Below are 26,745 nucleotides of genomic sequence, written 5' to 3' on the forward strand. Positions count from 1 at the left end.
CCAGGATTCCCGCCGGAGGATGTGACCGCATGACGGCGAAGCGCTCGTTCGACGTGGCGGGCGGGATCCTCCTGCTCCTCGCCCTCTCCCCGCTGATCGCCGGCACCGCCCTCTCCGTCACCCTCAGCGGCAGCGGCGCGGTGCTGCGCCGCCGGACGGTGGCCGGCCTGGCCGGGCGGCCCTTCACGATGCTGACCTTCCGCACGAGGAGCCCGCTCGCCGCGCTGCCGCTGCTGCTGCACGTGATCGCCGGCCGGATGTCGCTCGTCGGACCGTGCCCGCTGACCCCGTCCCACCGCGAGTGCGCGGGCGAGGGCCGCCGCCGGCTCTCCGTACGCCCGGGACTGACCGGACCGTGGCAGATCAGCGGCCGGTCGGACCTGCCGTGGGAGGAGCGCGAGCTGCTCGATCTCCACTATGTGGACCACCACTGGCTGGGGATGGATCTGCTGATCCTTGCGCGTACGCTTCCAGCAGTACGCAGGCGTCGCGCGGCAAGGTTTGCCTGAGCGACACACATCACCGCGAGCGCCGCTACAGCGCGGCGCCGCGACCGGGTAATCTCAGCAGGAACTCAATAAGTTACCGCTTAGTAGGCCCGCCCGAGGAGCCCGTCATGCAACTCGCCGCGATCATCGTGTCGATCGCCATCACGGTGGTGGCCGTCGCGCTGTTCGGCCGCGCCACCGTGCAGATCTACCGCTTCGTGCGGCTCGGTCAGCCGGTACCCGCCGGCACACGCACCGGTGACCCCAAGCAGCGCACCATCACGCTGGTCAAGGAATTCCTCGGCCACACGCGCATGAACCGCTGGGGCATCGTCGGCTTCGCGCACTGGTTCGTCGCGGTGGGCTTCTTCTCGCTGCTCCTCACCATCGTGAACGCCTTCGGCCAGCTCTTCCAGGCCGACTGGCTGATCCCGATCATCGGTGACTGGCTGCCGTACGAGATCTTCACCGAGTTCCTCGGCCTGATGACGGTCCTCGGCATCGTGACCCTCATCGTGATCCGCCAGCTCAGCAAGCCGACCAGGGCGGGCCGCAAGTCCCGCTTCGCCGGCTCCAAGACCGGCCAGGCGTACTTCGTCGAGGCCGTCATCCTGATCGTCGGCGTCTGCATCATGACGCTCCGCGGCCTCGAAGGCGTCCAGCACCACGTCACCAGCTGGGAGCCGGGCTTCTTCGCCTCGTACCCGCTGATCGCGCTCCTGGACAACATCGACGACCTGAGCACGATCCAGTACCTCACGTACTTCTTCGCGTGCCTCAAGATCGTCACGTCCTTCACCTGGATGATCACGGTCTCGCTCAACACCAACATGGGCGTCGCCTGGCACCGCTTCCTCGGCTTCCCGAACATCTGGTTCAAGCGCAACGCCGACGGCTCCACCGCCCTCGGCGCGCTCCAGCCGATGACCACGGCCGGCAAGGAGATCGACTGGGAGGACCCGGCCGAGGACGCCGTCTTCGGTGTCTCCCAGGTCGAGCAGTTCTCCTGGAAGGGCATCCTCGACTTCTCCACCTGCACCGAGTGCGGCCGCTGCCAGTCGCAGTGCCCCGCCTGGAACACCGGCAAGCCCCTCTCCCCCAAGCTCCTCATCATGTCGCTGCGCGACCACGCGCACGCCAAGGCGCCGTACCTGCTCGCGGGCGGCGGCAAGGACATGGAGGGCAACGAGAAGGCGACCGAGGAGCAGCTCAAGGACGTCCCCGCCTCCGCGATCGCCGAGGCCGAGCGCCCGCTCGTCGGCACCGCCGAGGAGAACGGCGTCATCGACCCCGACGTCCTGTGGTCCTGCACCACCTGCGGCGCCTGCGTCGAGCAGTGCCCGGTCGACATCGAGCACATCGACCACATCGTCGACATGCGCCGCTACCAGGTGATGATCGAGTCCGCGTTCCCGTCCGAGGCGGGCACGATGCTCAAGAACCTGGAGAAGAAGGGCAACCCCTGGGGCCTGGCGAAGAAGCAGCGCGTCGAGTGGACCAAGGAGGTCGACTTCGAGGTCCCGATCATCGGGAAGGACGCGGAGGACCTCTCCGAGTTCGACTACCTGTACTGGGTCGGCTGCGCGGGTGCGCTGGAAGACCGCGCCAAGAAGACCACCAAGGCCTTCGCGGAGCTCCTGAACATCGCGGGCGTCAAGTTCGCGATCATGGGCGGCGACGAGAAGTGCACCGGTGACTCCCCCCGCCGCCTGGGCAACGAGCCGCTGTTCCAGCAGCTCGCCCAGGAGAACGTCGCGATGCTGAACATGGCGTTCGGCGAGGACGACGAGGACGAGTCGACGAAGAAGCCGAAGTCGGCGAAGAAGATCGTCTCGACCTGCCCGCACTGCTTCAACACCATCGCCAACGAGTACCCGCAGCTCGGCGGCGAGTACGAGGTCATCCACCACACCCAGCTGCTCCAGCACCTCATCGACGAGGGCAAGCTGGTCCCGGTGACCCCGGTCGAGGGCCTCATCACCTACCACGACCCCTGCTACCTGGGCCGGCACAACAAGGTCTACACGCCGCCGCGCGAGATCATGTCCGCCGTCCCCGGCCTGCGCCAGCAGGAGATGCACCGCCACAAGGAGCGCGGCTTCTGCTGCGGCGCCGGTGGTGCCCGGATGTGGATGGAGGAGCGGATCGGCAAGCGCATCAACAACGAGCGCGTCGACGAGGCCCTGTCCCTCAACCCGGACATCGTCTCCACCGCCTGCCCGTTCTGCCTGGTCATGCTGACCGACTCGGTCAACGGCAAGAAGAACGAGGGCAAGGCCAAGGAGTCCGTCACGGTCGTGGACGTGGCGCAGCTGCTCCTGGACTCGGTGAAGACCCCGGTCGACCCGGAGCCGGAGCCGGCGGCCGAGGAGCCCGAGCCGGCCGTCTGAGGCTGACACCGCATACGAAGAGGGCCGCCCCGCGCGTGTTGCGCGGGGCGGCCCTCTTCGCTGCGTCAGGCGGTCTTCTGGGCGACGTACTTCTCGATCAGCCGGCCCTGGAAGTCGTAGACCCAGCTGTCGGCACCCTGCTTCGGGGTGTCGATGGCGGCGAGCTTGTAGTGGTGCTTGCCGGCGTCGACGAGCTTGTAGGTCCAGCCGTGGTGGGCGGCGGTCGGGTGCTTCAGGTCGAGGGAGGCGACGGCGTGGCCGTTGGACCGGGTGATCTCGACGCGGGGCCAGGTCTTGCCGGGGAAGAACCGGGCGGTGTTCCCGTCGGGCAGCGTGACCTTGGCGGAGGCCTGGTGGGGGGCGGGCCTGGGCGCGGGCTTCGGGACCGGCTTGGGGGCGGGCTTGGGGGCGGGCTTCGGGGCGGGGGTGCTGTCCAGCCAGGAGGAGACGGTCCCGTCGGGCCGGAGGACGACGTGGAGCCCGTTGTTCTCCCCGTACGCGGGCTTGCCGTCGGTGCTGACGAGGGTGTCGATCAGGGAGCCGCCGGCGTAGATGTCGGCGGAGAAGCGGCCCGGAGCGTCCTGGTAGACCTTGGCGAGGGAGCCGTCGGCGAGGTCGACGTTCCGCCAGAAGACCGGGTCGACCGTGGCCTGGTCGCCGGAGGTCTGGTCGCCGGAGGTCTGGTCACTCGCCGACCGGTCACTGCCGCCCTGCTGCGGTCCGTCGGCGGCGAAGGCGCCGGCGGCCGGCAGGAGGAGGGCGGCGACGGCCCCGGTGGCGACGGCGGCGGTACGGACGGAACGACGGGTGGCACGCATCGGAAGAGCTCCTTGCTCGGGTCGCTGACATCTCCGAAGCTACGAGTACGACATTGAGGTGATACGTCGGATTTGTAACAGCCCTCCGGCGCCTCCCCCACGACCGTGTCACGAGCCAGGTGACCCCTAGGGGATGTCACAGCTCAGTGGCAAGGAACGGCCGGAGGAGCGAGCACACAGCGGAAGCGGGTACGTTCAAGGCGTGGCTGGATTCAGGAACGGACGCGGCCGGGACAACCGCCCCCCGCAACAACAACCGCAGCAGGCGCCGTACGGGTACAACGCGGCCCCGCCGCCGTACCCGCAGCAGCAGTGGCAGCAGCCGCCGCAGGGGCAGCCGTACGGGCAGCAGGGGCATCAGCAGCAGCCGTACGGGGAGCCGGAGTACTTCGGCGACCCGCAGCACCACCACCAGCACCAGCAGCACGCGGCGGCGAACAACCCGGGCCACACCCAGATGTTCAGCGTCGACGACCCGTACGCCCAGGCGGGCCCGCAGGCGGCCCCCGTACCGACGGGCCCCCGGCTCCCCTGGAAGCCGCTCCTGAGCGGCATCGTGCTCCGCCCGGCGGACACGTTCCTGCGGATGCGGGACCACGCGGTCTGGGGCCCGGCGCTGATCGTCACGTTCCTCTACGGACTGCTCGCGATCTTCGGCTTCGACAAGGCCCGCGAAGAGGCGATCAACGCGACGCTGTCGACGGCGATCCCGTACGTCCTGATGACGGCGCTCGGCTTCGTGCTGGGCGGTCTGATCCTGGGCGCGGTCACGCACACCCTGGCGCGCCAGCTGGGCGGCGACGGGGCCTGGCAGCCGACGGTCGGCCTGTCGATGCTGATCATGTCGATCACGGACGCGCCGCGCCTGGTCTTCGCGCTCTTCCTGGGCGGCGAGAACGGCCTGGTCCAGGTCATCGGCTGGGCGACCTGGCTGGCGGCGGGCGCGCTCCTCACCGTGATGGTGAGCCGCTCCCACGACCTCCCGTGGCCGAAGGCCCTGGGAGCCTCGGCGATCCAGCTGGTGGCGCTGCTGAGCCTGATCAAGCTGGGCACGCTGTAAGGACGTACGCAAAGGCCCCCACCACGGCTGGTGGGGGCCTTTCGTGCATCTGCCGGCGGGCTCAGGCGTCGAGAACCTGACCCTCGCGCTTCACGACGGGCGGCTCGACCGACCAGGGGAAGTTGATCCACTCGTCGGTCTTCTTCCACACGTACTCGCACTTCACGAGGGAGTGGGACTTCTCGTAGATGACGGCGGAGCGGACCTCGGCGACGTGGTCGACGCAGAAGTCGTGGACGAGCTTGAGGGTCTTGCCGGTGTCGGCGACGTCGTCGGTGATGAGCACCTTCTTGTCGCTGAAGTCGATCGCGTCGGGCACGGGCGCCAGCATGACCGGCATCTCCAGGGTGGTGCCCACCCCGGTGTAGAACTCCACGTTCACGAGGTGGATGTTCTTGCAGTCGAGGGCGTAGGCCAGACCGCCGGCGACGAAGACGCCGCCGCGGGCGATGGAGAGCACGATGTCGGGCTCGTAGCCGTCGTCGGCGATGGTCTGCGCCAGCTCGCGGACGGCGGTGCCGAAGCCCTCGTACGTCAGGTTCTCGCGTACCTCACTCATGCCTGCGACCGCCTCACACCTGGGTCCGATGGAAGTTCAGGAAGGAACGGGAGGCCGTCGGCCCCCGCTGGCCCTGGTACCGCGAGCCGTACCGCTCGCTCCCGTACGGGAACTCGGCGGGCGAGCTCAGCCGGAACATGCACAGCTGGCCGATCTTCATCCCCGGCCAGAGCTTGATCGGCAGGGTGGCGAGGTTCGACAGCTCCAGGGTCACGTGCCCGGAGAAACCGGGGTCGATGAACCCGGCGGTGGAGTGCGTGACGAGCCCCAGCCGCCCCAGAGAGCTCTTCCCCTCCAGACGCGACGCGATGTCGTCCGGCAGGGTGATGACCTCGTAGGTCGAGGCGAGCACGAACTCGCCCGGGTGCAGGATGAACGCCTCGTCGCCCTCCGGCTCGACCTCACGCGTCAGGTCGAGCTGCTCGACGGCGGGGTCGATGTGCGGATAGCGGTGGTTCTCGAACACCCGGAAGAAGCGGTCAAGCCTCACGTCGATGCTCGAGGGCTGCACCATGGATTCGTCGTACGGGTCGATGCGCACCCGTCCGGCATCGATCTCGGCCCGGATGTCCTTGTCTGAGAGAAGCACGCCCCCACGATACGCAGAGGGCGCGGACCTGCCCCAATCGGCAGGCACCCGCGCCCCGGCACCTCACGGCTCAGCGCCGCCCGACCTCCACCGGCACCGCATGCCGCAACCGCGCACACCGCGGACACCGGATGAGCCGCCCGGGCCCGATCCGCCCGGCACCGAGCTGCTGAAGCGGGAACGAGGCGGTACTGAACACATGCCCTTCGGCACAACGGACGACGGTGCGCTCCATCGAACCCATCAAGTCCCTTCCCCTACACATGTGGTGGACGAGCAGCCACATTAGGGGATGAAGGGGACACCCTCCAGACGGCACTCCGCACACCGAAAGGCGTGAGCTTCGCCTCAAGTGGCGCATGGGGTACAGTGTGCAACGATGCGGCAGGGTTCATCCGGCCGCTGTGCGGATGTAGTTTAATGGTAGAACATGAGCTTCCCAAGCTTATAGCGCGGGTTCGATTCCCGTCATCCGCTCCATGACAAAGCCCCAGGTCAGCGACCTGGGGCTTGTTTGTTGTCTAGACCTCTCAGCGCTCGCCGCGCCCTCCACGTGCCCCAACTCGGCGGAACGCCCTGGCCGGAGGGCGTTCCGCGCACCACTTGCACCGCATGCGCGGCGAACCAGCCCGCACCCAGAGGCGCGTCCATGGTGGCCTGCGTCACACCTTGACGGAATTCCGGGGCATTCGCATTCTCAAAGCGGCGGCCGCCCCTTCACCCACTGTCCGAGGACGCCAAATCCGCTCGCCAGCCTGGTACATCGGCGCGGCCGGACCAGAGGCTCAGCTGGGGAGGGTGAGGCGGAAGGTGGTGTGTCCGGGGCTGCTGGTGACGGTTGCGGTTCCGCCGTGGGCGGTGAGGACGGCGTGGACGATGGCGAGTCCGAGACCGGTGCTTCCGGTTTTGCGGGAGCGGGCGTGGTCGGCGCGGACGAAGCGGCCGAAGACTTCGGACCGGAGGCCTTCGGGGATGCCTGGTCCGTTGTCGCTCACATCGACGCGGACGCCGGTCCGATCGGTGGTCAGAGTGATGGTCACGTCGGTACCGGGTGGGGTGTGTGTACGGGCGTTGGCGAGGAGGTTGCCGATGGCCTGTTGGAGACGGTGGGCGTCGCCGGTGATGGTGACGGGTTCTTCGGGGAGGTCAAGGATCCAGCGGTGGTCGGGGCCCGCTGCGCGGGCGTCGTCCGTCGCGTTCAGGATCAGCAGGGTCACGTCGACCGGCTCGTGTTCGAGGGGACGTCCGGCGTCCAGGCGTGCGAGGAGCAGCAGGTCGTCGACGAGGCGGGTCATGCGCTGGGACTCGCGGTCGATCCGTTCCAGGGCGTGGCGGACTTCGATCGGCACGGGGCCGTGGTGACGCAGGGCGAGTTCGGCGTGACCGCGGATGTTGGCGACGGGAGTGCGTAGTTCGTGGCTGGCATCGGCGGCGAAATGACGCAGCCGCTCCTCACTCGCCTGGCGCCGGGTGAGGGCGTCCTCGACGTGGCCGAGCATGTGGTTGAGCGCGGTGCCGACCTGGCCTACCTCGGTGCGGGGGTCGGTGTCGGGGAGCGGTCCCGGCATGGCGACCTCGCCACTGGCCAGCGGCAGCCTCGCGACCTCCGCGGCGCGGGCGGTGACCTGTTGGAGGGGGCGCAGGGAGATCCGTACCCACAGGGCTCCGGCTGTGCCGGTGGCCACCAGCGCGGCGCCGAACAGCGCGGTTTCGACCGCTTCGAGGCGGTGGAGGGTCTCCTCCACCGGGTGCAGGGGGATGCCGGTGACGAGGACGTCCTGGTCGTCGCCCTCGACGGCCGTGACGCGGTACTTGCCCAGCGCTGAGAGACGGATGCTGTGCCCGTGTCCGTCAGCGGGGACCCCGGCCAGGGTGCGCCGGTCCCCGGCGGTGAGCCGGAGGGAGCGGTCGGTCGCTTGATCGACGACAGCGGCCTGGGTGACCGTTCCGTTCAGGAGGCGGGCGCCGAAGGTCGCCTCTGCCTGCCCCCGGGTGTCGGGGCGGTTGTCGGCGTCGGGTTTGGCCTCGTGTTCCAGGCTGGCGGCGAACCGGCCTCCGGAGGCGGCGAGCTGTTCGTCCAGACGGTCCATGAGGAAGCCGCGTAGGGCGAGGGCGGTGGTGGTGCCGACGGCGAGGCAGGCGAGGGCAAGCAGGGTGACGAGCCCGGCGGTGAGCTGGCCGCGCAGGGTGCGGGGCACCGGGCGCCTCACGGGGTGTCCGGCTTGAGGACGTAGCCGACGCCGCGCACGGTGTGAATCATCGGGGTGCGTCCGGCGTCGATCTTCTTGCGCAGGTAGCTGATGTAGAGCTCGACCACATGGGCGCGGCCGCCGAAGTCGTAGGCCCAGACCCGGTCGAGGATCTGGTCCTTGGACAGGACCCGGCGCGGGTTACGCATGAGGAAGCGCAGGAGTTCGAACTCCGTCCGGGAAAGGTCGACGACGGCTCCGGCGCGTCTGACCTCCCTGGCTTCCTCGTCCATGGTGAGGTCGCCGACGGTGAGCAGGTTCGCGCCCGGTTCGGCGGTCATGCCGGCGCGCCGGAGCAGTCCGCGCAGCCGGGCCAGTACTTCTTCCAGGCTGTAGGGCTTGGTGACGTAGTCGTCGCCGCCCGCGGTGATGCCGGCGATGCGGTCCTCGACCGCATCGCGGGCGGTCAGGAACAGCACGCACACGCGGGGCTCCTCACGCCGCAGGCTGCGCAGGACCTGCAGGCCGTCGAGGTCGGGCAGCATCCAGTCCAGGACCACCGCGTCGGGCCGGAAGGCGCGGGCCGTCGCGAGCGCGGTCGCGCCGTCGGCGGCGGTGCGCACCTGCCAGCCCTCGCCGGTCATGACTCCCGCCAGCACGTCGGTGACATCGGGTTCGTCGTCGACGACGAGGATCCGCACGGGCTCTCCGTCGGGGCGGTGCAGGAGCGGGGTGCTGCGAGGCTCGTTCATGGTTTCTCCAGCATCCCCCGGCCCGGGCCGGGGGAGGGGCGCGCCGAGTCTTTGAGTTTCCTCTGAATCCGCGCCGAGAGGGTTCGGCGGGGCCGTTTCAGAAGGTACTCAGAGGTTGGGCTGTGAGGCTGGCCGCCCATCGCCGGAGCGAGTGCCCACCCGGAGGAGCCATGACCACCACGTTCACCGGCACCCGCGCCAGCCGCGGGACGCGCCGCCGGCGCCCTTACCGCAATGCCGTGCCCTCCCTGGCCAAGCTGGCCATCTGGGCGGGCGCCGCCGGTGTGCTCGCCTTGTGGTGGAGCGACACGACCTCGGTCGTCGGCCCGGCGGGCTGGCTCACGGGGGCAGGACGCATCACCGGACTCCTGGCGGGCTACGCCTGTGCGGTCCTGCTGGCCCTCATGGCCCGCGTGCCACTGCTGGACCACACCGTCGGCACCGACCGCCTCGCTCGCTGGCACGCCTGGGGTGGCCGCTGCACCGTATCGCTGGCCCTCACCCACACCCTGCTGATCATCTGGGGATATTCCCTGACCTCGCACACGGACGTGGTGGGCCAGACCGCCACGCTCATCCTGAACTACCCCGACCTCCTCAAGGGCACGGCCGGGTTCCTGCTGTTCCTGGCGACCGGAGTCCTCTCGGCCCGCGCGGCCCGCCGCAGGCTGAGTTACGAGACCTGGCACTACCTGCACTTCGCCACCTACCTGGCGGTCTTCCTCACCTTCGGCCACCAGCTCTCCAACGGGGCGGACTTCGTCGGGAACCGCTCCGCACAGGCAGCCTGGTACGCGCTCTTCCTCGGCGTCACCGCGCTGCTCGCCTGGTACCGGTTCGCCGTCCCGCTGCGGCGCGGACTGCGCCACCGCCTGCGGGTCGCCGCGGTCCACCCCGAGGCACCCGGCGTGGTCTCCGTCCACCTCACCGGCGAGCACCTGGACGAATTGGGCGGCCTGCCAGGACAGTTCCTGCGGTGGCGCTTCCTGACGCGAGGACTGTGGTGGACCGCCAACCCCTACTCCCTCTCGGCCCCCGCGCACTCGAACCACCTGCGCATCACGGTCAAGGCCGCCGGCGGCCACAGCGCCGCGCTCGCCCGCCTGGCACCCGGTACGCGGGTATGGGCGGAGGGACCGTACGGCGGCTTCACCGCGAACCGCCGCACCTCCACCAAGGTCCTTCTCCTGGCGGGCGGCGTCGGCATCACCCCCCTGCGCACGCTCTTCGAAACCCTGCCGGGCCAGGTCACCCTCGTCTACCGGGCCCGGCGCCCGGACGACCTCGCCCTGCGCGGTGAACTCGATGCGATAGCCGCCCACCGCCGGGCCACCGTGCACTACGTCGTCGACGAACCGGCCGCATACTCCTCCCCCCTCACCGCCCGGGGCCTGACCACCCTGGTGCCGGACCTGGCCGCGCACGACGTCTACCTCTGCGGCCCGCCCGGCATGGCACGGGCGGCGATCCAGGCCCTGCGCGAAGCAGGCGTCCCGGCCCGACGCATCCACCACGAGTCGTTCGCGTTCTGAGGAGAACCACCATGCGCCGAGCCGTCCTCGCCACCACCGGGATCAGCACCCTCGTCGTCTCCCTGCTCGCCCTCAAGCCCCACCAGCCTCCGGCCCTCGTCGGCATGCCACCCCGTTCCCCCACCACCTCCTCGTCCCCACGCACCCCCGGGACCTCCGATCCGGCTACGTCCACCGGAACGGGCACGTTCACCGGGGATCCCATCGACACCCGCTACGGAACCGTGCAGGTCGCCGTCACCCTCACCCACGGGAAGATCACCTCGATCACGGTCCTCCAAGCCCCCGACCGGGGCGGACGCGACCAGCAGATCTCCTCCTACGCCCTACCTCGCCTCACCCAGGAGGCGATCGGCACCCAGAGCGCGCAGATCGACGCCGTCTCCGGAGCCAGTTACACCAGCCAGGGCTACATCGAATCCCTCCAGAGCGCTCTGGACCAGGCCCATGCCTGACACGGCACGGGGCCTGCGCCACGTCGAACACGTCATGGGCACCGTCTTCTCCTTCGACATACGTGACCAGCCGACCCCCGCCATCCACCGCGCCCTCGCCGAGGCCGTACGGCAGCTCCACGAGATCGACGCCGTGTTCTCCACGTACCGGCCCGACAGCCACATCAGCCGCCTCGACCGCGGCGAGATCCACCTCGACGACTGCCCGCCCGAGGTCCACGAGGTCCTGTCGCTCTGTGCCCAGGCCGCTCACGTCACCGACGGCTGGTTCAGCGTCATCCCCGCGGGCACCCTCGACCCCTCAGGACTCGTCAAGGGCTGGGCCACCGAAGCCGCATCGCGTCTCCTTCACGAAGCAGGCGCGCACCACACCTGCGTCAACGGCGGCGGCGACCTCCAGATCCGCGGCCAGGCAAGCCCCGGCAGCCCCTGGCGCATCGGCATCGCCCACCCGCTGCGCCCCGGCAGGCTGGCCACCGTCATCACCGCCGATCACGACTTGGCCGTCGCCACCTCCGGCACCGCCGAACGCGGTGCCCACATCCTCGACCCGCACACCGGCACCCCGGTCACCGCGTTCGCCTCTCTCACCCTGATCGGACCCACGTTGACCCCGACCGACACGTACGCCACCGCCGCGTTCGCCAGAGGCGACGGCGCGAGGGACTGGGTGGAAACACTGGACGGCTACGAAGCCCTCGCGGTCCTGCCCGACGGCCAGGAATGGCGCACACCAGGATTCCGCCGATATGGGTCATGAGACGGGACTCTGAAGTCTCGGCTCTCTCGGCCGCCGGTCCGGCGAAGCACTCGGAACGGAGGCGCAAACTGCGGCACTCCAAGCCGACATCCGCACGACCGGGCGTCCTCCCCACCAGCATCGCCCCTGACTCACACGAGAGCCCGTGCCACAACGTGCCAGTAGGGCCGGTAAACAGCGGTCACCAGGGGCCGCCGAATCAGCCACGACAGGGGCATCCGCACACATTCCTGCAGGTCAGGCGCCACACATGGTCCAGGTGCCGAGTGCTTCCCAAGCTTATAGCGCGGGTTCGATTCCCGTCATCCGCTCTTGAACGAAGCCCCAGGTCAGCGACCTGGGGCTTCGTCGTTGCCTGATTACCCCTGGGGCCGCGTGCCGTGCTTTGCGCAAGTTCCTTGGTGGCGCGTCAGATTGGGCACCCGTTCACCGACATTTCGGTGGTCGCGAAGATCCGGTCGAGGTGGTGACGGAGTACCGCGATGGCCGACTCCGGGGTTCGCTGGCCCACCAGGATGCTCGTGCCCATGGTCGCCGCCATCGCGAGCAGGCTGATCGCCTCCGTCCGTGCGGCGACTCCCGGGTCGGCCAGGCCTGACGCCTGCGCCTGTTCGAGCAGGCCGGTCACGGCGTTTTCGGCGGCGTCCGGGTTGTCGATGAACGGCTGGGCGGCCAGCGCCTCGTCGGTCACGGACAGGATCGAGTACGAGCTGTAGACGAGGTGGAAGGTGCGACCCTCCTCATCGGTCGGGAGGGACGCCAGCAACAGCGCCTCGACGGTCGCGCGCGGGCCCGGGTCCGGACCGGCGTCGGCGAGGCGGGCGCCCACCCGTGCGGTGAAGCGGTCGGTCAGGTGCTGGAGGCCGTGGAAGAGCAGCTTCTCCTTGGTCTCGAAGTAGTACTGCACGAGCCGGAGTGACACGCCGGCCTCGGCGGCCACGTCGCGCATCCCGACGGCGTGCAGCCCTCGCCGCCCCGCGACCTGGATGAGCGCCTCGGCGATCTGGGCGCGCCGCTCCTCGTGATCCACACGCTTCGGCATGTTCTGGTGTCTCCGCCCGTCGATGGTGGGTCGCTCCCCAACTCCTTCATGATACTGCCGTACCATAGTCATGGTACGGTCGTATCACGAAGAATGGATCTTCACAGGAGGTGCCGCCGTGCCCGAGAACACCGCCCGCGTACCCCGCGATGTCGGCCGCTACGTCACGGACACTCTGCGCGACCGCTACTTCGCCGCCGCCGACGTGCTCTACGCGATGGGGGCACCCGTCCGCTCCGAGACCGACGTGGAGACCGCGTTCGGCACCACGCACGTCTACCGGTACGGGCCCGCGGACCCCGCCGCCGACTCCCGGACGCCGATCGTCCTGATCCACGGCGCCGGCTACAGCTCGGCGATGTGGTACCCCAACACCCCCGGGCTCAGCCTCGACCGCCCCGTCTACGCCCTCGACACCCCCGGCGACGCCAACCGCAGCGTCCACCGCGAGCCCATGTGGCAGCCCGAGCGCGCCGCCCAGTGGATGGACGAGGCACTCGACGCGCTCGGCCTCGACAAGGTCCACCTCGTAGGCTCCTCCTACGGCGGCTGGCTGGTGCTCAACCAGGCTCACCTGCGGCCCAGACGGCTCGCCTCGGTCACCGCCCTCGACCCCGGCGGCCTGGAGAAGGTCGGCCTGCGCTTCTTCGCCTGGGTCTTCGTGAGCCTGTTCGCCACCTTCGCACCGAAGGCGCTGCGCCCCCGGCTCGCCAAGTGGCTGGACCAGCCGGTCATCGCCGTCCCCGAGATGCGCGAGTGGATCCAGCTCGGCGCCCGCGCCTACCGGATCCGCCGCCCCGCACCGCTGCCGCTGGCCGAGGACGAGCTGCGGTCCATCCGGACCCCGCTCTACGTGATCATGGGCAAGCACAGCCTGCTCGTACACCCCAAGCGGCAGCTGGAGCGCGTACCGAGGCTGGTGCCGGGCGCCCGCGCCGAGATCATCTCCGCTTCCGGGCACGGCCCGCAGATCGACCACCCCGCCGTGGTCAACGCCCGGATGCTCGCCTTCATGGAGGACGTCGACTCCCTCGACCCGGCTGCGGTCGACGCATAGGGCAGCGGCAGGGAGGAACAGCTCGGGCGACGCCCACATTGGAGGAGCGCTGGGGACGCATCATGCGCCTCACGGCGAACCCCGCGCCCTGGCCGACCGTCCCGTATGCGGTCCCAGTTCACGGACACACCGTGCACGCCGGCTGGTTCACCGAGCAGGCCCACGACAGGATGATCCTGCTCTCGTGCAGCCTCGGCCGCGCGGCTGATGGCTGCCGCGTCCGCCCCCGGAAACGTCCACGACACCGAAGCGGTCATGTCCGCGGAGAGCACGGACGGCCACGCCCCTCAGGAGGCGCCCGCTCGGGAGGGCGCTCGGGCGGCGGACCGAGAGCCGTACCGGCCGAGGCGGGCACGTCCCGTCGTCGGGGCGCGCATGCTGCCCCTGCCGCGGAGCATGCGGAGGTGACGGACGGCGTGCGAGGGCGGAGCCTGTATCTACCCGCGCCGTATGAGAATTCGACAGACGGCGCGGCAAGGATTACTGCCGCATAAAAGGAGCGGAGGTACGCCACCGCCTTTCGGGAAGACATCGCGCTAGTCTCGAATTCAGTTGCAGTTGTGGTTCCCGAAACTTCAAGTGCCCTCAGCAGCCGCCAGGGCAGCGGGAGTGCTTTTTTTCATCTCCGGATTCTCCGGCGGGTTGATCATCACGGCGACACGGTTTCCGCGCAGTGCGGACGCCGATGATCCTCGAAGGAGGGAAACATGAGCACAGGTATCGTGAAGTGGTTCAACGCGGAAAAGGGCTTCGGCTTCATCGAGCAGGACGGCGGCGGCCCCGACGTGTTCGCCCACTACTCGAACATCGCCTCCCAGGGCTTCCGTGAGCTGCGGGAAGGCCAGAAGGTCAGCTTCGACATCGCGCAGGGCCAGAAGGGCCCGACGGCCGAGAACATCGTCCCCGTCTGATCCTGACGCACACCCGTGGCTGGGGCCCGCATCCTTCGGGGTGCGGGCCCCAGCCGCGTACGCCCCACGGAAATCATCCCGAGCAGATCCGCTCATGGACCCGCCGCGGCCGACGGCCCGAATATCACCTCCTCGTCGCGCGCCGCCCCCGCCGCCGATCGCGCCTTTCGACCCCCTTTTCGGCGGTTCAGCTTTCATGCCCCATTCGAAGCCGTCGGGAAATTATTTCATTCCGTTCCTTCGCCGCGGAAATTCGTTGACGTGCCTCGCACCGAGGAAGGTCGCGCTTGAACAGCACGCACCCGCCCGGTCATCGTTCCACCCCGACCACGGCCGAACCGCACGTCTGGGCGGACATGACAGTCGAAGTCGCTCTGGCCGTCATGCGCGGAGCCCGTACCGCACGCCTGATCATCCGTGACGCCGACGGCAGGCGCACCGGCCTCGTCACCCGGGCCCAGCTCGCCGGCTTCCGCGCCAGTCCCGCGTACACCGACCGGGTGCGCCTAAGCGAACTCGACGCGTATCGCCGCCCGCGCCCGTGAACTCGTCGACCCGGGCACCCCCATCGAGGCCGCCTGCCGGATCATCGCCCTTGAGGACCAGCTCGAGGAAGCCCAGCGCATCAACGCCGAGTACCGCCGTACAAAGGGCGAACCCCGCCCCCGGCAACCGACTGAACCAGGTCCCGTCCGGCTTCCTCACGTGAGACCGCGTGCCACAACGTGCCAGTAGGGGCGGTGAACAGCGGGTAACAGAGGGCCCTCACGGGCAAAGCGGCAGATGCTCCTCAGGAGGAGTTCCCGCAGGTCAGAAGGCATTCTCCTGCTCAAGTGTTTGGTGATTCCCAAGCTTATAGCGCGGGTTCGATTCCCGTCATCCGCTCTTCAATGAAGGCCCTGGTCGGAGACCAGGGCCTTCATCATTGTCTAGACCTTTCGGGTGCTGCCGCGCCCTCCGCGTGCCCCATCCGACAGGAATGCCTGGATCGCACCGGCGTGGCGTGGGTTGGGCGGGGTCGGCCGGCTGCTGATCGGCCGGCTGCTCCGCCGGGTGGCCGGCCAAGCGGCGCTCGTGGGGACACATCCGTACCCGATCGACATCCCTGTCGGCGAACGGGATCACGCTGGGCGTGGATCCGGACGGGACCCACACGCGCACCTCCTCCTGGCGGAGGCCGTTCAGGAACAGGGCAGCGGCCGGCAGATGGCCGCTGCCCCGCGGGCGCAGGCCCCGTTCCCGTAGACACAGGTCGAGTTCGTCGACGGCCATCCGCCCCGCCAGGACCTCCCGGACTCCCCGACCCGCCGCGCGGCCGCCGCCATCGCGGCGAACCCGGGCTCCAATGTCCGCGGACTACCGAAGCCTCCCGAGATCCGCCTTCCGCGCATCGGGAAGCCCAGGCTTGGGCAGCAACTGCACCCCGGTCAGCGCCCTCCCGCAGCAGCCCGGGCCAGTCCCTCGTCCTCGCACGTCGGGACGACGTGTGCGTCCGCTGTGCCTCTATCGATCGGCTCTGCGGACCTCCTCATCCGCAGCCGGTCGGTCGGCGGTTCAGAGCCAGCCGCGCTGGGCCGCCTTCAGTCCGGCCTCGAAACGGCTCGTGGCGTCGAGGCGCTCCATCAGGCCGGCCATCTGGCGGCGCACGGTGCGAAGGGAGAGCCCGAGGCGCTTGCCCGCGGTCTCGTCCGTCATGCCCGAGGCGAGCAGCTTGAGGAGGCTGCGCTCGGCGGGGGAGAGCCCCGTCTCACCGGTGCCGTGGCGATGGTCGGCTCCGAGGGGGATCGCGGTCTCCCAGGTCTGCTCGAAGAGGGCGACGAGCGAGGCCACGATGCCGGGAGAGCTCGTGCACAGGGCGCCCAGACGGGTGTTGTGCGGGTCGATCGGGACCACCGCGACCCGCCGGTCGAAGAGCAGGAGCCGGGGCGGTGTCTCCGGGCACGTGCGCACCTGGCCGCCCCGGTCGCTGAGCCAGCGGGCGTAGCCGTATGTGGTGGGGTCGTTGCGGGCACTGTCCTGATAGATCGTCATGAGCTGGATGCCGCGGTCCAGCGCCCGTTCGTCGAGCTGCCGTGCGGCGTCCAGGCTCGCCGGGGAGTGGGCACCGCCCGGCGCGATGGACAGGCATTCCCCGCGGAGTTCCCGGGTGAGTGACTCCAGGCGCCGCTGGATGGCATCGAGGCCCATCAGTCGTTCGGCACCGTCCACGTCGGTGGCGGAACGTTCCTGCGCATAGGTGGCCACAGTACGGGCCACCGCCTCCTTGCTGCGGGCGAGTTCCTGCTGCCGACAGAGGAGTTCCGCCTCCTGGCGACGCAGGATGAGCTCGAAACCCATCTCCGGGCTGACCGCGCGCAGCAGCCCCGGGTTGTCGCGCGAGGGTCTCAGCAACTCCATGTCGAGCAGCCTGTCCAGACAGTCGCGCACCTCGCTCTCCGGTAGTGCCAGCCGGGCGCTCAGCTCCCCAACCCCTTCGTCGTTCTTAGCCAGAAGGCTCTGATAGACGGCTTCCTCGGCCGCGCTGAGGCCCAGTACCTCCAGGCCCGATGTCTCCTGCATGACCCACCCCCCGGTGGTGCGAACGATCGTCGCGTGTGTGCAGCTCACCACGCGGCATCAGCTTATGACCTGGGAACGAGCGCACGGGAGATGCGAATCCCCGCTACGTCACTTTGGTGCCAGGCACTTTGGTGACGCACGGAAACCCTTTTCCCCGGACGGCCGCTCGAACAGGATGGTGATCACCGAGAGGGAGTCGCCCAGAAAAGACCGACTCGCCTCTCGGACAAAGCAATTGACGTTTCATCCCACCATGAACGAGAGGAATCCCCGTGTTCTCGTCCGTCCGCCGCACGGCCACCGTCACCGCCCTCGCCCTGGCCCTCGCCGGCTTGGCCTCCACGTCCAGCATCGTCTGGGACTCGGCTCCCGCCGGCGCCGTGACCGCGGCTTCGGGCGACAGCATCGTCTGGGACTCGGTTCCCGCCGGCGCCGTGGCCGCGGCTCCGGGCGACAGCATCGTCTGGGACTGACCGGACTCCCCCGGCCGCCCGCCCTCTCGATGCCTGTCCCATGCGCATCATCTGTACCCGGTTGAGAAGTGCGACCCGAGCAATGGCAACCGCCGAGGTCTCCCACCTGATTCACGATCTGCTGTGGGCACACTCCGTCCCGGCAGACGGACTCGAGCACATCAGGGTCCAGCCCACCCCCTCGGGGCTGGAAGCCGTCCTCTTCATCAAGACCCCGTCCGACGGGGCCGCTCTGGTCCGCGCACGAGAACTGTTCCTGCGCATACATGAGCCGCTCGCCTCCCACGGCTACGCCGTCGAATTCCCCGCGTAGGTCCTCCCGTTCCCCTCGGCTGCTTCCCGGCCACGTCGGCACCACCGGCTCCTCCGCCCCAGGCCCTCCGGGCTCTCCGATTTCACCAGGCCTCGCCGAGACCTGACCCCGGCCTGCCCCTCGTGCCGTCCGTCCTCTTCCCCAGGAGTGATCAGCATGCGCACGTCCGCCCGCGTCGTGTCCGTCGCCGCCCTCCCCCTCGTCGCGCTCGGCACCGCTCACGGGATCCGGTCCGAGCGGGCCGAGAGCCCCTCCTCCACCACCTCCGTGTCCGTCGTCGCCTCCGGGCCCGACGACAACATGATCCGGGGCTAGTCGCCGGGGCAGCACCCGACATCCACCTGCCATCGGCCCTCGTGCGGAGGAAGCAAGTCATCATGAAGTCCGTCAGCTCCAACCCCTGTTCGCCCCTGCGGCTCGCCGCCGCCGTTCTGCTCGTCGCCGGGCTGGTCGGCTCACTCGGCGCCTGCGCCGGTTCCGGCCCGGCCGTTCCCCAAGCCCGTACCGCGGCCACCCCGGACTCCGGTGCCGGCAGCGCGAACCACGCGGCGGCCGCCCAGGCCTCTCAGGCCCCCAAGCCTCTGGACGCCGGACCGACAGGCCGGGCACCCGACCCCCTTCCGACGCCGAGCGCGGCCTCGGGAACCCCGCAGACCCCGTCCCACCCGTCGTCCGCCACCCCTCGGCCCACCACGCCCCCGCCGCATCACCCGCCCGCCGGGCAGCAGCAGCGCCTTCCCGAAGGCCCGCTGACCGTGGCCAAGACCGCGCGACTCGCCGTGGACATCACCGGGCTGCCCTCCTCGCCGCGGTTCGTGCCCGGCGGCGCACCGGTGGAGTTCACCGTGACCATGCGCAACACCGGTGACACCGACTACCCGCTCATCGCACCCGTGGTCCGCTTCGACCAGTACGACGGGGGACTCGCCCCCCTCGGCTCGGTGGCCGGGCGCCTGGAGCGCCTCGACCCCGCCACCGGCAGCTGGCAGCCCGTCTTCCTGCCGCAGGCCTCGGGCATGGACTTCCTCCTCGCCGCCACCGGCGGAGCACCGCTGCCCAAGGGAGCCACGACGACGGTCCGCTACCGGGTCGCGGTCGACACCGGTCTGCGCGCCGGAGTCACCGAACTCCAGGTGTACGCCGTTTCGCAGCCGGCCAATCAGCAGGCCGGGATGGCCGCGGCGAAGGTGACGATCGCGCCCTGAGCAGCACCACCTGATCGACGGCAGCACCTCTGATCGACCGCGCCCCTCTGGTCGACGGCACCCCTGCCCGATCGCCGCGCCTTCCGCGGTGCGGCTCCTCCTCACTTCACCCGGCACGCACGTGCCGAGGACTTCAGCATGCCGATTTACAGGAGACATGACGTGTCAAAGGTTTCGATTCGACGCACCCTGCAGGGAATGCTCGCCACCGCCCTGCTCGCTCCCGCCCTGATGCTCTCCGGCGCCCAGCCCGCCTCCGCCAGCGTGGGTTCCACGATCATGGGGATAGCGGAGCAGAACCTCGGCAACGGGGCGTGCGATACGAACAGCGCGGGAGGCTCCGGCTACTACGGAAGCTGCTCGGGAGAGGCCTGGTGTGCCGACTTCGCAAAGTGGGTCTGGGACCAGGCCGGTGTGAACGTCACCGGTCTCACCGCGGGCGCCGGCAGCTTCGGTCAGTACAACGGCGGGCTGACGAGCACCCCGCACGTCGGTGACGCGGTGGTCTTCAACTACAACGGCGCCGGCTATGCCGAGCACGTGGCACTGGTGAAGTCCATCAACGCCGACGGCACGATCACCACCATCGGCGGCAACCAGAGCGGCGCCGTGACCCTCGGCACCATCAGCAACGGTTACTACTACTCCCAGAAGGTCAGCGGCTATGTCTCGCCGATCGGTGGGGTGGACCCCACGCCGGATCCGGTGTTCACGCAGACGGCCGCCGCCGACTTCAACGGTGACGGCCAGGCCGACATCATCGCCCGCGACGCCGCCGCGACCCTCAAGATGTGGACCCACAACCCGGGCGGCTACTTCAACGCCCCCGTCAACGTCACCGGCGGCTGGAACTTCACCCAGACCGCCACCGCCGACTTCAACAACGACGGCAAGAACGACATCATCGCCCGCGACACCGACGCCAACCTGAAGATGTGGCTCGGCCGAGGCGACGGCACCTTCGGCGCCGCCTCCCACGTCACCGGCGGCTGGAACTTCACCCAGACCACCGCCGCCGACTTCGACGGCAACGGCAAGGCCGACCTCATCGCCAAGGACGCCGACGGCAACCTCAAGATCTGGGCCGGCCGCGGCGACGGCACCTTCGGCGCCGCAGCCCAGCTCACCGCCGGCTGGAACTTCACCCAGACCACCGCCGCCGACTTCAACGAAGACGGCCAGGCCGACCTCATCGCCAAGGACGCCGACGGCAACCTCAAGATGTGGACCCACAACGCCGGCGGCTACTTCAACGCCCCCGTCAACGTCACCGGCGGCTGGAACTTCACCCAGACCACCGCCGCCGACTTCGACGGCAACGGCAAGGCCGACCTCATCGCCCGCAACGACACCACCGGCGACCTCACCATCTGGGCCGGCCACGGCGACACCACCTTCGGCACCCCCGCCAAGCTCACCGGCGGCTGGTAACCACCGCTCGTCCCTTCGCCGGTGCCGTACGGACGTGATCGGTACGGCACCGGCCCTGGCCCCGCGACGCGGCCGATCCTCATCCCTCTCCCTTCTCGGAAGGTTCCTTCGCCATGCCCTCCCGCACCTCTGCCGTCCGCCGCCGTGCCCTTTCCCTCTCCCTCGCGACCTGCTCCGCGATCGTCGCGCTCGGCGGCGCGGCGGGCACCTCGCACGCCGCCTCGGTCAGCACGTGGGAGAAGCTCGCCGAGTGCGAGAGCGGCGGCGACTGGAGCCTCGACTCGGGCCACGGCTATTACGGCGGAATCCAGTTCAGCCTCTCCACCTGGCAGTCGATGGGCGGCACGCAGTACGCGGCCTACCCGCACAAGGCCACGAAGGACCAGCAGATCATCATCGGCGAGAAGCTCCTCGACGCCGCGGGCGAGAACCAGTGGCCCGTCTGCGGCCCCCGGGTGGGACTCGGCTCGGATCCTGCCGACCCCTTCCCCGTGGACGTGCCCCCCGCTCCGGTGTTCACGCAGACGGCCGCCGCCGACTTCAACGGTGACGGCCAGGCCGACATCATCGCCCGCGACGCCGCCGCGACCCTCAAGATGTGGACCCACAACCCGGGCGGCTACTTCAACGCCCCCGTCAACGTCACCGGCGGCTGGAACTTCACCCAGACCGCCACCGCCGACTTCAACAACGACGGCAAGAACGACATCATCGCCCGCGACACCGACGCCAACCTGAAGATGTGGCTCGGCCGAGGCGACGGCACCTTCGGCGCCGCCTCCCACGTCACCGGCGGCTGGAACTTCACCCAGACCACCGCCGCCGACTTCGACGGCAACGGCAAGGCCGACCTCATCGCCAAGGACGCCGACGGCAACCTCAAGATCTGGGCCGGCCGCGGCGACGGCACCTTCGGCGCCGCAGCCCAGCTCACCGCCGGCTGGAACTTCACCCAGACCACCGCCGCCGACTTCAACGAAGACGGCCAGGCCGACCTCATCGCCAAGGACGCCGACGGCAACCTCAAGATGTGGACCCACAACGCCGGCGGCTACTTCAACGCCCCCGTCAACGTCACCGGCGGCTGGAACTTCACCCAGACCACCGCCGCCGACTTCGACGGCAACGGCAAGGCCGACCTCATCGCCCGCAACGACACCACCGGCGACCTCACCATCTGGGCCGGCCACGGCGACACCACCTTCGGCACCCCCGCCAAGCTCACCGGCGGCTGGTAACCACCACACCAGCGGCAGCGCTCCTCGACGTCGACCACACCAGGAAAGGCAGCCCTTCCCATGCCCCGCACCGCATTCGGGTCCACCAGGGCGAGAGCCTTCGCGACCACCCTCGTTCTCGGGCTCGCCACCACCGGGCTCGCGGCGGCCCACGCGAGTGCCGCCGAGACCGTCTACCCCACCTTCGGCAGCGCCTTCAACAACGCGGGTATCGCCACCCAGGCCAACCCGGGCGTCGCGAACCTCGACGGCAGCGGCGACAGCCTGTCCGCCGACGCGCTGAACGCCGCCGGGTGGACACAGGGAGCGCGCGTCACCGTCAACGGCACCACCTACACCCGGCCCGATGTGGCCCCCGGCCAGCCCGACAACATCGTTGCCGACGGCCAGCAGGTGCCCGTGTCCGGTTCCGGCAACGCGCTCGGATTGCTCGTCACGGCCACCGGCGGCGCGGTGACCGGCTCCGGCACGGTGCACTACAGCGACGGCAGCACCTCCGCGTACACGCTCGACTCCGTCGGCGACTGGGAGGCCGGCAACCCGGTCGCCGCGGCCGTCGTCCTCGACCGTTCGGCGCGCGGCACCACCCCTGTGAAGCTGTTCGCGGTCACCGTCCCCGTCACCATGGGCAAGACGGTCGCCTCGGTCACCCTGCCCGCCGCACCCGCCGACGGAAGGCGCCTCCACGTCTTCTCCGTGGCGGTACGCAGCACACCGGCCGCGCCCGGCGGGACCTCCTGGACCGGAAGCTGGGCCACGTCCTTCGGTCACGCCGGGTCCACCTCGATGGGAGCCGAGTACCCCGACTGGACGAACCAGACCTTCCGGATGGTCGTCAACCCGCACACCAGCGGCAGCACGGTCCGGCTGCGGTTCGCCAACACCTTCTCCGGTGACCCCGTGAAGCTCGGCCACGTCACCCTCGCCGTCCAGTCGAGCGGGGCGGCCGCCGCGCAGACCCCGGTCACCGTGACGTTCGGCGGCAGCCAGCAGACCACGCTCCCGGCGGGCGGCGAAGTCTTCAGCGACCCGGTCGCCCTGCCCGTCACCGCGGGGAAGAACCTGCTGGTCAGCTACCACCTGCCCGGTACGGTGACGACGGCTCCCCAGCACCCGTACGCCCTCGCCACCTCGTACACCACCGCCCGGCTCGCCGGCGACCGGTCGGGCGTCGCGAACGGCGCCGACTTCACCAAGGAGGTCTACTTCTGGAGCCTGGTCAGCGGGGTCGATGTCGCCACCACGGGCTCCCAGGGGACCGTCGTCGCCATCGGCGATTCCCAGACCGACGGCGGCCGCAGCACCCCGAACACCAACCGGCGCTGGCCCGACTTCTACGCGTCCTTCCTGAACGGCACGTCCTCCGCGCCCGGTGTCCTCAACGCGGGGATCAGCGGGAACCGGATCGACAGGGACATCCTCGGAGGGCAGGGGCCAAGCGCGCTCAACCGTCTCGACCGTGACGTCTTCGCCCAGCCCAACGTCCGCGAGGTCATCCTCTACGAAGGCGTCAACGACATCGTCGACGGCGCGTCGTCAGCCACGATCATCACCGACATCCAGAAGATCGCGGCCCAGGCCCGCGCCCGAGGGCTCCGCGTCACCGGCGCCACCATCCCCGGCTTCTCCGGCTACGCCACGACCGCCCCGTCCTTCCGCCTCCGTGAGGCCGTCCGGCAAGCGGTGAACAACTACATCCGCACCACGGACGGTATCGACGACTACATCGACTTCGACGCCGTCACCAAGGATCTCGACGACCCGTACGCCATCCGGTCCGCGATCGCGGACGCCGACAAGCTCCACTTCAATGACGCCGGCACCGAGCTCCTCGCCCGCACCATGGCCGACCGCGTGACCAGGGCGTCGCTTCCCATGGGAGAGACCACGTCCGCCGACTTCAACGGCGACTCGATCTCCGACCTCCTGGCCCGGCACGACCCCACGGGCACCCTGAAGGTGTGGTTCGGCCGAGGCGACGGCACCTTCTCCGCCGCGAAGGACGTCACCGGCGGCTGGCAGGACTACTCGCAGACCGTGGCCGGGGACTTCACAGGCGACGGCAAAGCCGACATCATGGCCCGCTACGAAGGCCCCGTCGACGAGAGCCGCCCTCCCCAGGACACGCTCCGCCTGTGGGTCGGCCGAGGGGACGGCAGCTTCATCGCGCCCACGAACGTGACCGGCGGCTGGAACTTCACCCAGACCACCGCCGCCGACTTCGACGGCGACGGCGAGACCGACCTCATCGCCCGCGACCCCTCCGGCAACCTCAAGATCTGGGCCGGCCACGGTGACGGCACCTTCGGCGCCGCAGCCCACCTCACCGCCGGGTGGAACTTCGCCCAGACCACCGCAGCCGACTTCAACGGCGACGGAGCCGCCGACATCATCGCCCGTGACCCCGCCACCAACTCGCTCAAAATGTGGACCCACAACGCGGGCGGATACTTCAACGCCCCGGTCAGCGTCACCGGCGGCTGGGGCTTCTCCCAGACCGCTGCGGCCGGTGACATCGACGGCGACGGCAAGGCGGACATCCTCGCCCGCGACAACACGACCGGCACGCTGAAGGCATGGTCGGGCCAAGGTGACACCACCTTCAGTGCGGCACGCAACCTGACGGGCGGCTGGTAGACCGGAGAAAGTGCGTGCCCCGAACGTGCCCTTCAGAGGGGGCAACAGCGGTCAATACGGGTGTACACCGGCCTGCGGAATAAGCACCACCAGAGTGCATTTCCGCAGGTAGGACGGTAGATCACCGGACTCGGGCGCGGTGATTCCCAAGCTTATAGCGCGGGTTCGATTCCCGTCATCCGCTCTTGAGCAAAGCCCCAGGTCAGGGACCTGGGGCTTTGTCGTTGTCTAGACCTCTTGGGGACTACTCCCGCACCACCTACGCGGCGCCATAGCGTCGCGGGGGTGCGCCTCTGGCTGGAGCCTGACGCGCAACCGCGGCAGACCCTGGAGCAGCTCTGCCGGGAGACGCTCGCACGCGCACGGGACTCGGCAGGCCTGGACCGTCACCCGCCCGAGGCCAGCCTCCGGGAGGTCCGCCACAGGGCCCATCGCGTGGACTGAACCGCTTCTACCCTCCACTCGGAACGGCCTGGTCCTGCGGGGCGGGTAGCTCCGGTCTTCCCTGCGCGGGTACGGATCCCGATCCTGTGGCCCGGCCGGGTGCCGCCTGCCGCATTCCGGTGCGCCGTGCCGCACGGCGCCACAGTCGGGCCAGGAAGGCGTAGAAGCGGTCGGGCAGGAACACGGCGTCCGCGATGATCATCGCGCCGGAGAAGAGCGGCAGCCCCATCAGTACGGCGATGCCGATGTGCATCCCGAGCAGCACGGCAAGAACGGGATACTTGAGCCGGCCGAAGAGTACGAACGGGAAGGCGACCTGGACGAGCACCGTGACGTAGCCGGTGATCGCGATCACCATCGGGAATTCGTCCACGAGGTGGGAGAGCGCGGGCCAGGGCTGGAACAGTTCGAGGTTCAGCGCGTAGTGCAGAGCGGTGCCGCCGCCCCAGGTGGGACCCTGGACCTTGTACAGGCCTGCCGATCCGTAGAGGAAGCAGACCTGTGCGGCGATGACGAAGACGCCGCAGTTGTGCACCACGGTGGTCAAGGTGACGCGGGCGTGGCGGAGTTCCTGCGCGTACAAGCCCCGCACCGGCTCCGGCACGTCGCCCGCACGAGCCGACTTGAGCCGGTCGCGACGTGCGTCCAGGGACCAGCGCCGACCACACGCGGTCAGGACGAGGTACATGGCCATCAGCAGGACCAGGTTGTCGCCCCCGTCCGTCATGAAGATCGACCTCGCGTGGAACGAGATCACCACGACGGCGAAGAGGACGGACATGACGCGGGTCCGCCAGCCCAGGATGAACAGTACGGACGTGACGACAGCCATCGCGTAGCAGAACTCGAAATAGGCGGGACTGTCGGACAGGATCAGGACGCTGTTCCAGCCCGTCTGCTCGAAGAGCTGTTCCGCCAGCGCAGGCGTCCAAGGGGACTCGGGTCCCCAGATCTCTCCACGGTGCGGGAACTCGCGGAGCAGGAAGACCAGGTAGAGCAGCCCGTAGCCGATGCGCAGCACCGAGGCGGCATACAAGGACACCGGACGGCCGGTGAGGAGGGCCCACAGAGCGCTGACCTGGCCGAGGAGCCACTGACGGGCGACACCGACCAGCGAAGTCCCCGGACTCTGGGGGCGTTGTGGTGCGGCTGCCGCAGAGGAGGGCCGGGAGGGCTGCTCAATTCCCATGGGGGGTCACCTTCCACCAGGGCAGGAGCCGGTTCTCGGTGGGTACCGGCGGGCGGTCACCGGCGGCTGTGCCGGGAGCGGCGATGGGCGTCGTGACGACCCGGAGCTGAACGAAGTCGAACCTGTCACCACCGTGGCGGGCGGCGAAGCGGTCCGCGGCGATATTGCGCAGGTACTTCTGCATCATCACCGCCCGTTCCGAGCGTGCCGTGTCGCTTCCTCCGTGCGTCTCGACATAGGAGCTCCAGGCGCGGCGCAAAAGGTTCTGAGCCGTGTGGCTCGGAAATGCGTTGTGGTCGACTGCGGCATTGTCCACGGCGGTCAGGTCGAACCAGGGGCTCACTCGTACCGATCCGTCGGAGGCCGTTCGTGCAGTTCTTGCCAGGACCTTCCGGTTGAAGGAATCGGGGTCCGGTGCGAAAAGTCGCCAATTCTGCTCGAAAAGGGGGTACACCCATCCGTTGACCTGTGGGCTGTACCGCTTCGATACGGGGTTGGAGGGGGCTACGTGAAGGAACACCATGACGACATGGACCAGCGTGGTCACCAGACACAGGGCCACGGCCGTGCGCAGCCCCGCTCTCAGGGCCCGGACCCTCATGGGCCGTCTGTCCGACGGGGTCGCTCTGCCGTGTTCTGGTGGCAGGGGGGCCG

26 protein-coding genes, 1 tRNA gene and 1 pseudogene are annotated in these 26,745 nt (G+C 69.4%); 19 read left to right on the forward strand and 9 right to left on the reverse strand.

Annotation, left to right across the window (positions count from 1 at the left end; all coding sequences use genetic code 11):
- Positions 1 to 29 precede the first annotated feature (29 nt).
- Both ACN9M0_RS16925 and ACN9M0_RS16930 read left to right on the forward strand, forming a co-directional pair.
- A complete protein-coding gene (locus ACN9M0_RS16925) occupies positions 30 to 509 on the forward strand; it encodes a sugar transferase (protein WP_366037428.1) in 480 nt (159 codons plus the stop codon).
- A gap of 107 nt (positions 510 to 616) precedes the next feature.
- Positions 617 to 2,878, forward strand: coding sequence for a (Fe-S)-binding protein (locus ACN9M0_RS16930; protein ID WP_366037427.1), 2,262 nt, complete (start codon positions 617 to 619; stop codon positions 2,876 to 2,878).
- A gap of 65 nt (positions 2,879 to 2,943) precedes the next feature.
- Here ACN9M0_RS16930 and ACN9M0_RS16935 read toward each other — a convergent pair whose 3' ends face one another.
- Positions 2,944 to 3,696, reverse strand: a complete 753-nt coding sequence (locus ACN9M0_RS16935) for a hypothetical protein (protein WP_426403839.1) — start codon at positions 3,694 to 3,696, stop codon at positions 2,944 to 2,946.
- Positions 3,697 to 3,898: 202 nt separating this feature from the next.
- Between ACN9M0_RS16935 and ACN9M0_RS16940 the strand changes: the two genes are divergently transcribed.
- Complete coding sequence (locus ACN9M0_RS16940) at positions 3,899 to 4,756, forward strand: Yip1 family protein (RefSeq protein ID WP_426403840.1); 858 nt, start codon at positions 3,899 to 3,901, stop codon at positions 4,754 to 4,756.
- 61 nt (positions 4,757 to 4,817) lie between these two features.
- Here ACN9M0_RS16940 and ACN9M0_RS16945 read toward each other — a convergent pair whose 3' ends face one another.
- The gene (locus tag ACN9M0_RS16945; protein ID WP_024755952.1) at positions 4,818 to 5,315 is read right to left on the reverse strand and encodes a phosphoribosyltransferase; all 498 of its coding nucleotides are present in this window, start codon (positions 5,313 to 5,315) and stop codon (positions 4,818 to 4,820) included.
- A gap of 13 nt (positions 5,316 to 5,328) precedes the next feature.
- On the reverse strand, positions 5,329 to 5,904 hold the full coding sequence (gene dcd, locus ACN9M0_RS16950; protein ID WP_073811299.1) for a dCTP deaminase: 576 nt from the start codon (positions 5,902 to 5,904) through the stop codon (positions 5,329 to 5,331).
- 406 nt (positions 5,905 to 6,310) lie between these two features.
- Here dcd and ACN9M0_RS16955 point away from each other — a divergent pair.
- A tRNA-Gly gene (locus ACN9M0_RS16955) sits at positions 6,311 to 6,384 on the forward strand.
- 305 nt (positions 6,385 to 6,689) lie between these two features.
- Here ACN9M0_RS16955 and ACN9M0_RS16960 read toward each other — a convergent pair.
- Positions 6,690 to 8,114, reverse strand: a complete 1,425-nt coding sequence (locus tag ACN9M0_RS16960; protein WP_366037424.1) for a sensor histidine kinase — start codon at positions 8,112 to 8,114, stop codon at positions 6,690 to 6,692.
- A complete protein-coding gene (locus tag ACN9M0_RS16965; RefSeq protein WP_366037423.1) occupies positions 8,111 to 8,845 on the reverse strand; it encodes a response regulator transcription factor in 735 nt (244 codons plus the stop codon). The genes ACN9M0_RS16960 and ACN9M0_RS16965 overlap by 4 nt, the downstream gene beginning before the upstream one ends.
- Before the next feature lie 170 nt (positions 8,846 to 9,015).
- Between ACN9M0_RS16965 and ACN9M0_RS16970 the strand changes: the two genes are divergently transcribed.
- The 3 genes from ACN9M0_RS16970 to ACN9M0_RS16980 are packed head-to-tail and all read left to right on the forward strand — an operon-like array spanning position 9,016 to position 11,592.
- Positions 9,016 to 10,377, forward strand: coding sequence for a ferredoxin reductase family protein (locus tag ACN9M0_RS16970; RefSeq protein ID WP_426403841.1), 1,362 nt, complete (start codon positions 9,016 to 9,018; stop codon positions 10,375 to 10,377).
- A gap of 11 nt (positions 10,378 to 10,388) precedes the next feature.
- On the forward strand, positions 10,389 to 10,832 hold the full coding sequence (locus ACN9M0_RS16975; protein ID WP_366037421.1) for an FMN-binding protein: 444 nt from the start codon (positions 10,389 to 10,391) through the stop codon (positions 10,830 to 10,832).
- On the forward strand, positions 10,825 to 11,592 hold the full coding sequence (locus ACN9M0_RS16980; RefSeq protein WP_366037420.1) for an FAD:protein FMN transferase: 768 nt from the start codon (positions 10,825 to 10,827) through the stop codon (positions 11,590 to 11,592). Before ACN9M0_RS16975 ends, ACN9M0_RS16980 begins: the two co-directional genes overlap by 8 nt.
- Before the next feature lie 409 nt (positions 11,593 to 12,001).
- Here the strand turns inward: ACN9M0_RS16980 and ACN9M0_RS16985 are convergent, their stop codons facing one another.
- Entirely contained in the window at positions 12,002 to 12,634 is a 633-nt protein-coding gene (locus tag ACN9M0_RS16985; protein ID WP_366037419.1) for a TetR/AcrR family transcriptional regulator, read from the reverse strand.
- 118 nt (positions 12,635 to 12,752) lie between these two features.
- On the opposite strand from ACN9M0_RS16985, the gene ACN9M0_RS16990 reads away from it, so the two are divergent.
- The 5 genes and pseudogenes from ACN9M0_RS16990 to ACN9M0_RS17010 all read left to right on the forward strand — a co-directional run.
- On the forward strand, positions 12,753 to 13,691 hold the full coding sequence (locus tag ACN9M0_RS16990; RefSeq protein WP_366037418.1) for an alpha/beta fold hydrolase: 939 nt from the start codon (positions 12,753 to 12,755) through the stop codon (positions 13,689 to 13,691).
- A gap of 38 nt (positions 13,692 to 13,729) precedes the next feature.
- The gene (locus tag ACN9M0_RS16995; protein ID WP_426403842.1) at positions 13,730 to 14,185 is read left to right on the forward strand and encodes a DUF5994 family protein; all 456 of its coding nucleotides are present in this window, start codon (positions 13,730 to 13,732) and stop codon (positions 14,183 to 14,185) included.
- Between the two features lie 213 nt (positions 14,186 to 14,398).
- The gene (locus ACN9M0_RS17000; protein WP_366037416.1) at positions 14,399 to 14,602 is read left to right on the forward strand and encodes a cold-shock protein; all 204 of its coding nucleotides are present in this window, start codon (positions 14,399 to 14,401) and stop codon (positions 14,600 to 14,602) included.
- Between the two features lie 287 nt (positions 14,603 to 14,889).
- Positions 14,890 to 15,147, forward strand: a complete 258-nt coding sequence (locus ACN9M0_RS17005) for a CBS domain-containing protein (protein WP_366037415.1) — start codon at positions 14,890 to 14,892, stop codon at positions 15,145 to 15,147.
- Positions 15,125 to 15,337, forward strand: a pseudogene (locus tag ACN9M0_RS17010) (hypothetical protein); the annotation flags it as partial. The gene ACN9M0_RS17005 and the pseudogene ACN9M0_RS17010, both read left to right, overlap by 23 nt.
- A gap of 819 nt (positions 15,338 to 16,156) precedes the next feature.
- On the opposite strand, the gene ACN9M0_RS17015 reads toward ACN9M0_RS17010, so the two are convergent.
- On the reverse strand, positions 16,157 to 17,161 hold the full coding sequence (locus ACN9M0_RS17015) for a helix-turn-helix domain-containing protein (RefSeq protein WP_366037414.1): 1,005 nt from the start codon (positions 17,159 to 17,161) through the stop codon (positions 16,157 to 16,159).
- A 272-nt stretch (positions 17,162 to 17,433) separates the two neighbouring features.
- Between ACN9M0_RS17015 and ACN9M0_RS17020 the strand changes: the two genes are divergently transcribed.
- The 7 genes from ACN9M0_RS17020 (at position 17,434) to ACN9M0_RS17050 (ending at position 24,458) form a co-directional block, all read left to right on the forward strand.
- Complete coding sequence (locus ACN9M0_RS17020; RefSeq protein WP_366037413.1) at positions 17,434 to 17,634, forward strand: hypothetical protein; 201 nt, start codon at positions 17,434 to 17,436, stop codon at positions 17,632 to 17,634.
- 82 nt (positions 17,635 to 17,716) lie between these two features.
- Positions 17,717 to 17,947, forward strand: a complete 231-nt coding sequence (locus ACN9M0_RS17025; protein ID WP_366037412.1) for a hypothetical protein — start codon at positions 17,717 to 17,719, stop codon at positions 17,945 to 17,947.
- Between the two features lie 156 nt (positions 17,948 to 18,103).
- Positions 18,104 to 18,262 (forward strand): hypothetical protein, encoded by a 159-nt coding sequence (locus tag ACN9M0_RS17030; RefSeq protein WP_366037411.1) that lies wholly within the window; start codon positions 18,104 to 18,106, stop codon positions 18,260 to 18,262.
- A gap of 62 nt (positions 18,263 to 18,324) precedes the next feature.
- Positions 18,325 to 19,152: a hypothetical protein gene (locus ACN9M0_RS17035; RefSeq protein WP_366037410.1), complete on the forward strand. Its 828-nt coding sequence runs from the start codon at positions 18,325 to 18,327 to the stop codon at positions 19,150 to 19,152.
- A gap of 198 nt (positions 19,153 to 19,350) precedes the next feature.
- On the forward strand, positions 19,351 to 20,583 hold the full coding sequence (locus ACN9M0_RS17040; protein ID WP_366037409.1) for an FG-GAP-like repeat-containing protein: 1,233 nt from the start codon (positions 19,351 to 19,353) through the stop codon (positions 20,581 to 20,583).
- A 113-nt stretch (positions 20,584 to 20,696) separates the two neighbouring features.
- Positions 20,697 to 21,821: an FG-GAP-like repeat-containing protein gene (locus ACN9M0_RS17045; protein ID WP_366037408.1), complete on the forward strand. Its 1,125-nt coding sequence runs from the start codon at positions 20,697 to 20,699 to the stop codon at positions 21,819 to 21,821.
- A 60-nt stretch (positions 21,822 to 21,881) separates the two neighbouring features.
- Entirely contained in the window at positions 21,882 to 24,458 is a 2,577-nt protein-coding gene (locus ACN9M0_RS17050) for an FG-GAP-like repeat-containing protein (RefSeq protein ID WP_366037407.1), read from the forward strand.
- A gap of 451 nt (positions 24,459 to 24,909) precedes the next feature.
- Here the strand turns inward: ACN9M0_RS17050 and ACN9M0_RS17055 are convergent, their stop codons facing one another.
- Positions 24,910 to 26,091 carry an HTTM domain-containing protein gene (locus tag ACN9M0_RS17055; RefSeq protein ID WP_399696148.1) on the reverse strand — a complete coding sequence of 394 codons (1,182 nt, stop codon included), beginning with the start codon at positions 26,089 to 26,091 and terminating at the stop codon, positions 24,910 to 24,912.
- Positions 26,081 to 26,692 (reverse strand): DUF5819 family protein, encoded by a 612-nt coding sequence (locus ACN9M0_RS17060; protein ID WP_426403843.1) that lies wholly within the window; start codon positions 26,690 to 26,692, stop codon positions 26,081 to 26,083. Before ACN9M0_RS17060 ends, ACN9M0_RS17055 begins: the two co-directional genes overlap by 11 nt.
- Positions 26,693 to 26,745 lie beyond the last annotated feature (53 nt).

Origin of the sequence: Streptomyces sp. R-07 (genome assembly GCF_049913175.1) — a bacterium.
GTDB lineage: Bacteria > Actinomycetota > Actinomycetes > Streptomycetales > Streptomycetaceae > Streptomyces.

Excerpts from the sequence above, each read along its gene's own strand:
- ACN9M0_RS16925 (WP_366037428.1), top strand. The coding sequence starts at position 30 with ATGACGGCGAAGCGCTCGTTCGACGTGGCGGGCGGGATCCTCCTGCTC.
- ACN9M0_RS16930 (WP_366037427.1), top strand. The coding sequence starts at position 617 with ATGCAACTCGCCGCGATCATCGTGTCGATCGCCATCACGGTGGTGGCC.
- ACN9M0_RS16935 (WP_426403839.1), bottom strand. The coding sequence starts at position 3,696 with ATGCGTGCCACCCGTCGTTCCGTCCGTACCGCCGCCGTCGCCACCGGG.
- ACN9M0_RS16945 (WP_024755952.1), bottom strand. The coding sequence starts at position 5,315 with ATGAGTGAGGTACGCGAGAACCTGACGTACGAGGGCTTCGGCACCGCC.
- ACN9M0_RS16965 (WP_366037423.1), bottom strand. The coding sequence starts at position 8,845 with ATGAACGAGCCTCGCAGCACCCCGCTCCTGCACCGCCCCGACGGAGAG.
- ACN9M0_RS16970 (WP_426403841.1), top strand. The coding sequence starts at position 9,016 with ATGACCACCACGTTCACCGGCACCCGCGCCAGCCGCGGGACGCGCCGC.
- ACN9M0_RS16975 (WP_366037421.1), top strand. The coding sequence starts at position 10,389 with ATGCGCCGAGCCGTCCTCGCCACCACCGGGATCAGCACCCTCGTCGTC.
- ACN9M0_RS16980 (WP_366037420.1), top strand. The coding sequence starts at position 10,825 with ATGCCTGACACGGCACGGGGCCTGCGCCACGTCGAACACGTCATGGGC.
- ACN9M0_RS16985 (WP_366037419.1), bottom strand. The coding sequence starts at position 12,634 with ATGCCGAAGCGTGTGGATCACGAGGAGCGGCGCGCCCAGATCGCCGAG.
- ACN9M0_RS17000 (WP_366037416.1), top strand. The coding sequence starts at position 14,399 with ATGAGCACAGGTATCGTGAAGTGGTTCAACGCGGAAAAGGGCTTCGGC.
- ACN9M0_RS17015 (WP_366037414.1), bottom strand. The coding sequence starts at position 17,161 with ATGCAGGAGACATCGGGCCTGGAGGTACTGGGCCTCAGCGCGGCCGAG.
- ACN9M0_RS17025 (WP_366037412.1), top strand. The coding sequence starts at position 17,717 with ATGGCAACCGCCGAGGTCTCCCACCTGATTCACGATCTGCTGTGGGCA.
- ACN9M0_RS17030 (WP_366037411.1), top strand. The coding sequence starts at position 18,104 with ATGCGCACGTCCGCCCGCGTCGTGTCCGTCGCCGCCCTCCCCCTCGTC.
- ACN9M0_RS17035 (WP_366037410.1), top strand. The coding sequence starts at position 18,325 with ATGAAGTCCGTCAGCTCCAACCCCTGTTCGCCCCTGCGGCTCGCCGCC.
- ACN9M0_RS17040 (WP_366037409.1), top strand. The coding sequence starts at position 19,351 with ATGCTCGCCACCGCCCTGCTCGCTCCCGCCCTGATGCTCTCCGGCGCC.
- ACN9M0_RS17045 (WP_366037408.1), top strand. The coding sequence starts at position 20,697 with ATGCCCTCCCGCACCTCTGCCGTCCGCCGCCGTGCCCTTTCCCTCTCC.
- ACN9M0_RS17050 (WP_366037407.1), top strand. The coding sequence starts at position 21,882 with ATGCCCCGCACCGCATTCGGGTCCACCAGGGCGAGAGCCTTCGCGACC.
- ACN9M0_RS17055 (WP_399696148.1), bottom strand. The coding sequence starts at position 26,091 with ATGGGAATTGAGCAGCCCTCCCGGCCCTCCTCTGCGGCAGCCGCACCA.
- ACN9M0_RS17060 (WP_426403843.1), bottom strand. The coding sequence starts at position 26,692 with ATGAGGGTCCGGGCCCTGAGAGCGGGGCTGCGCACGGCCGTGGCCCTG.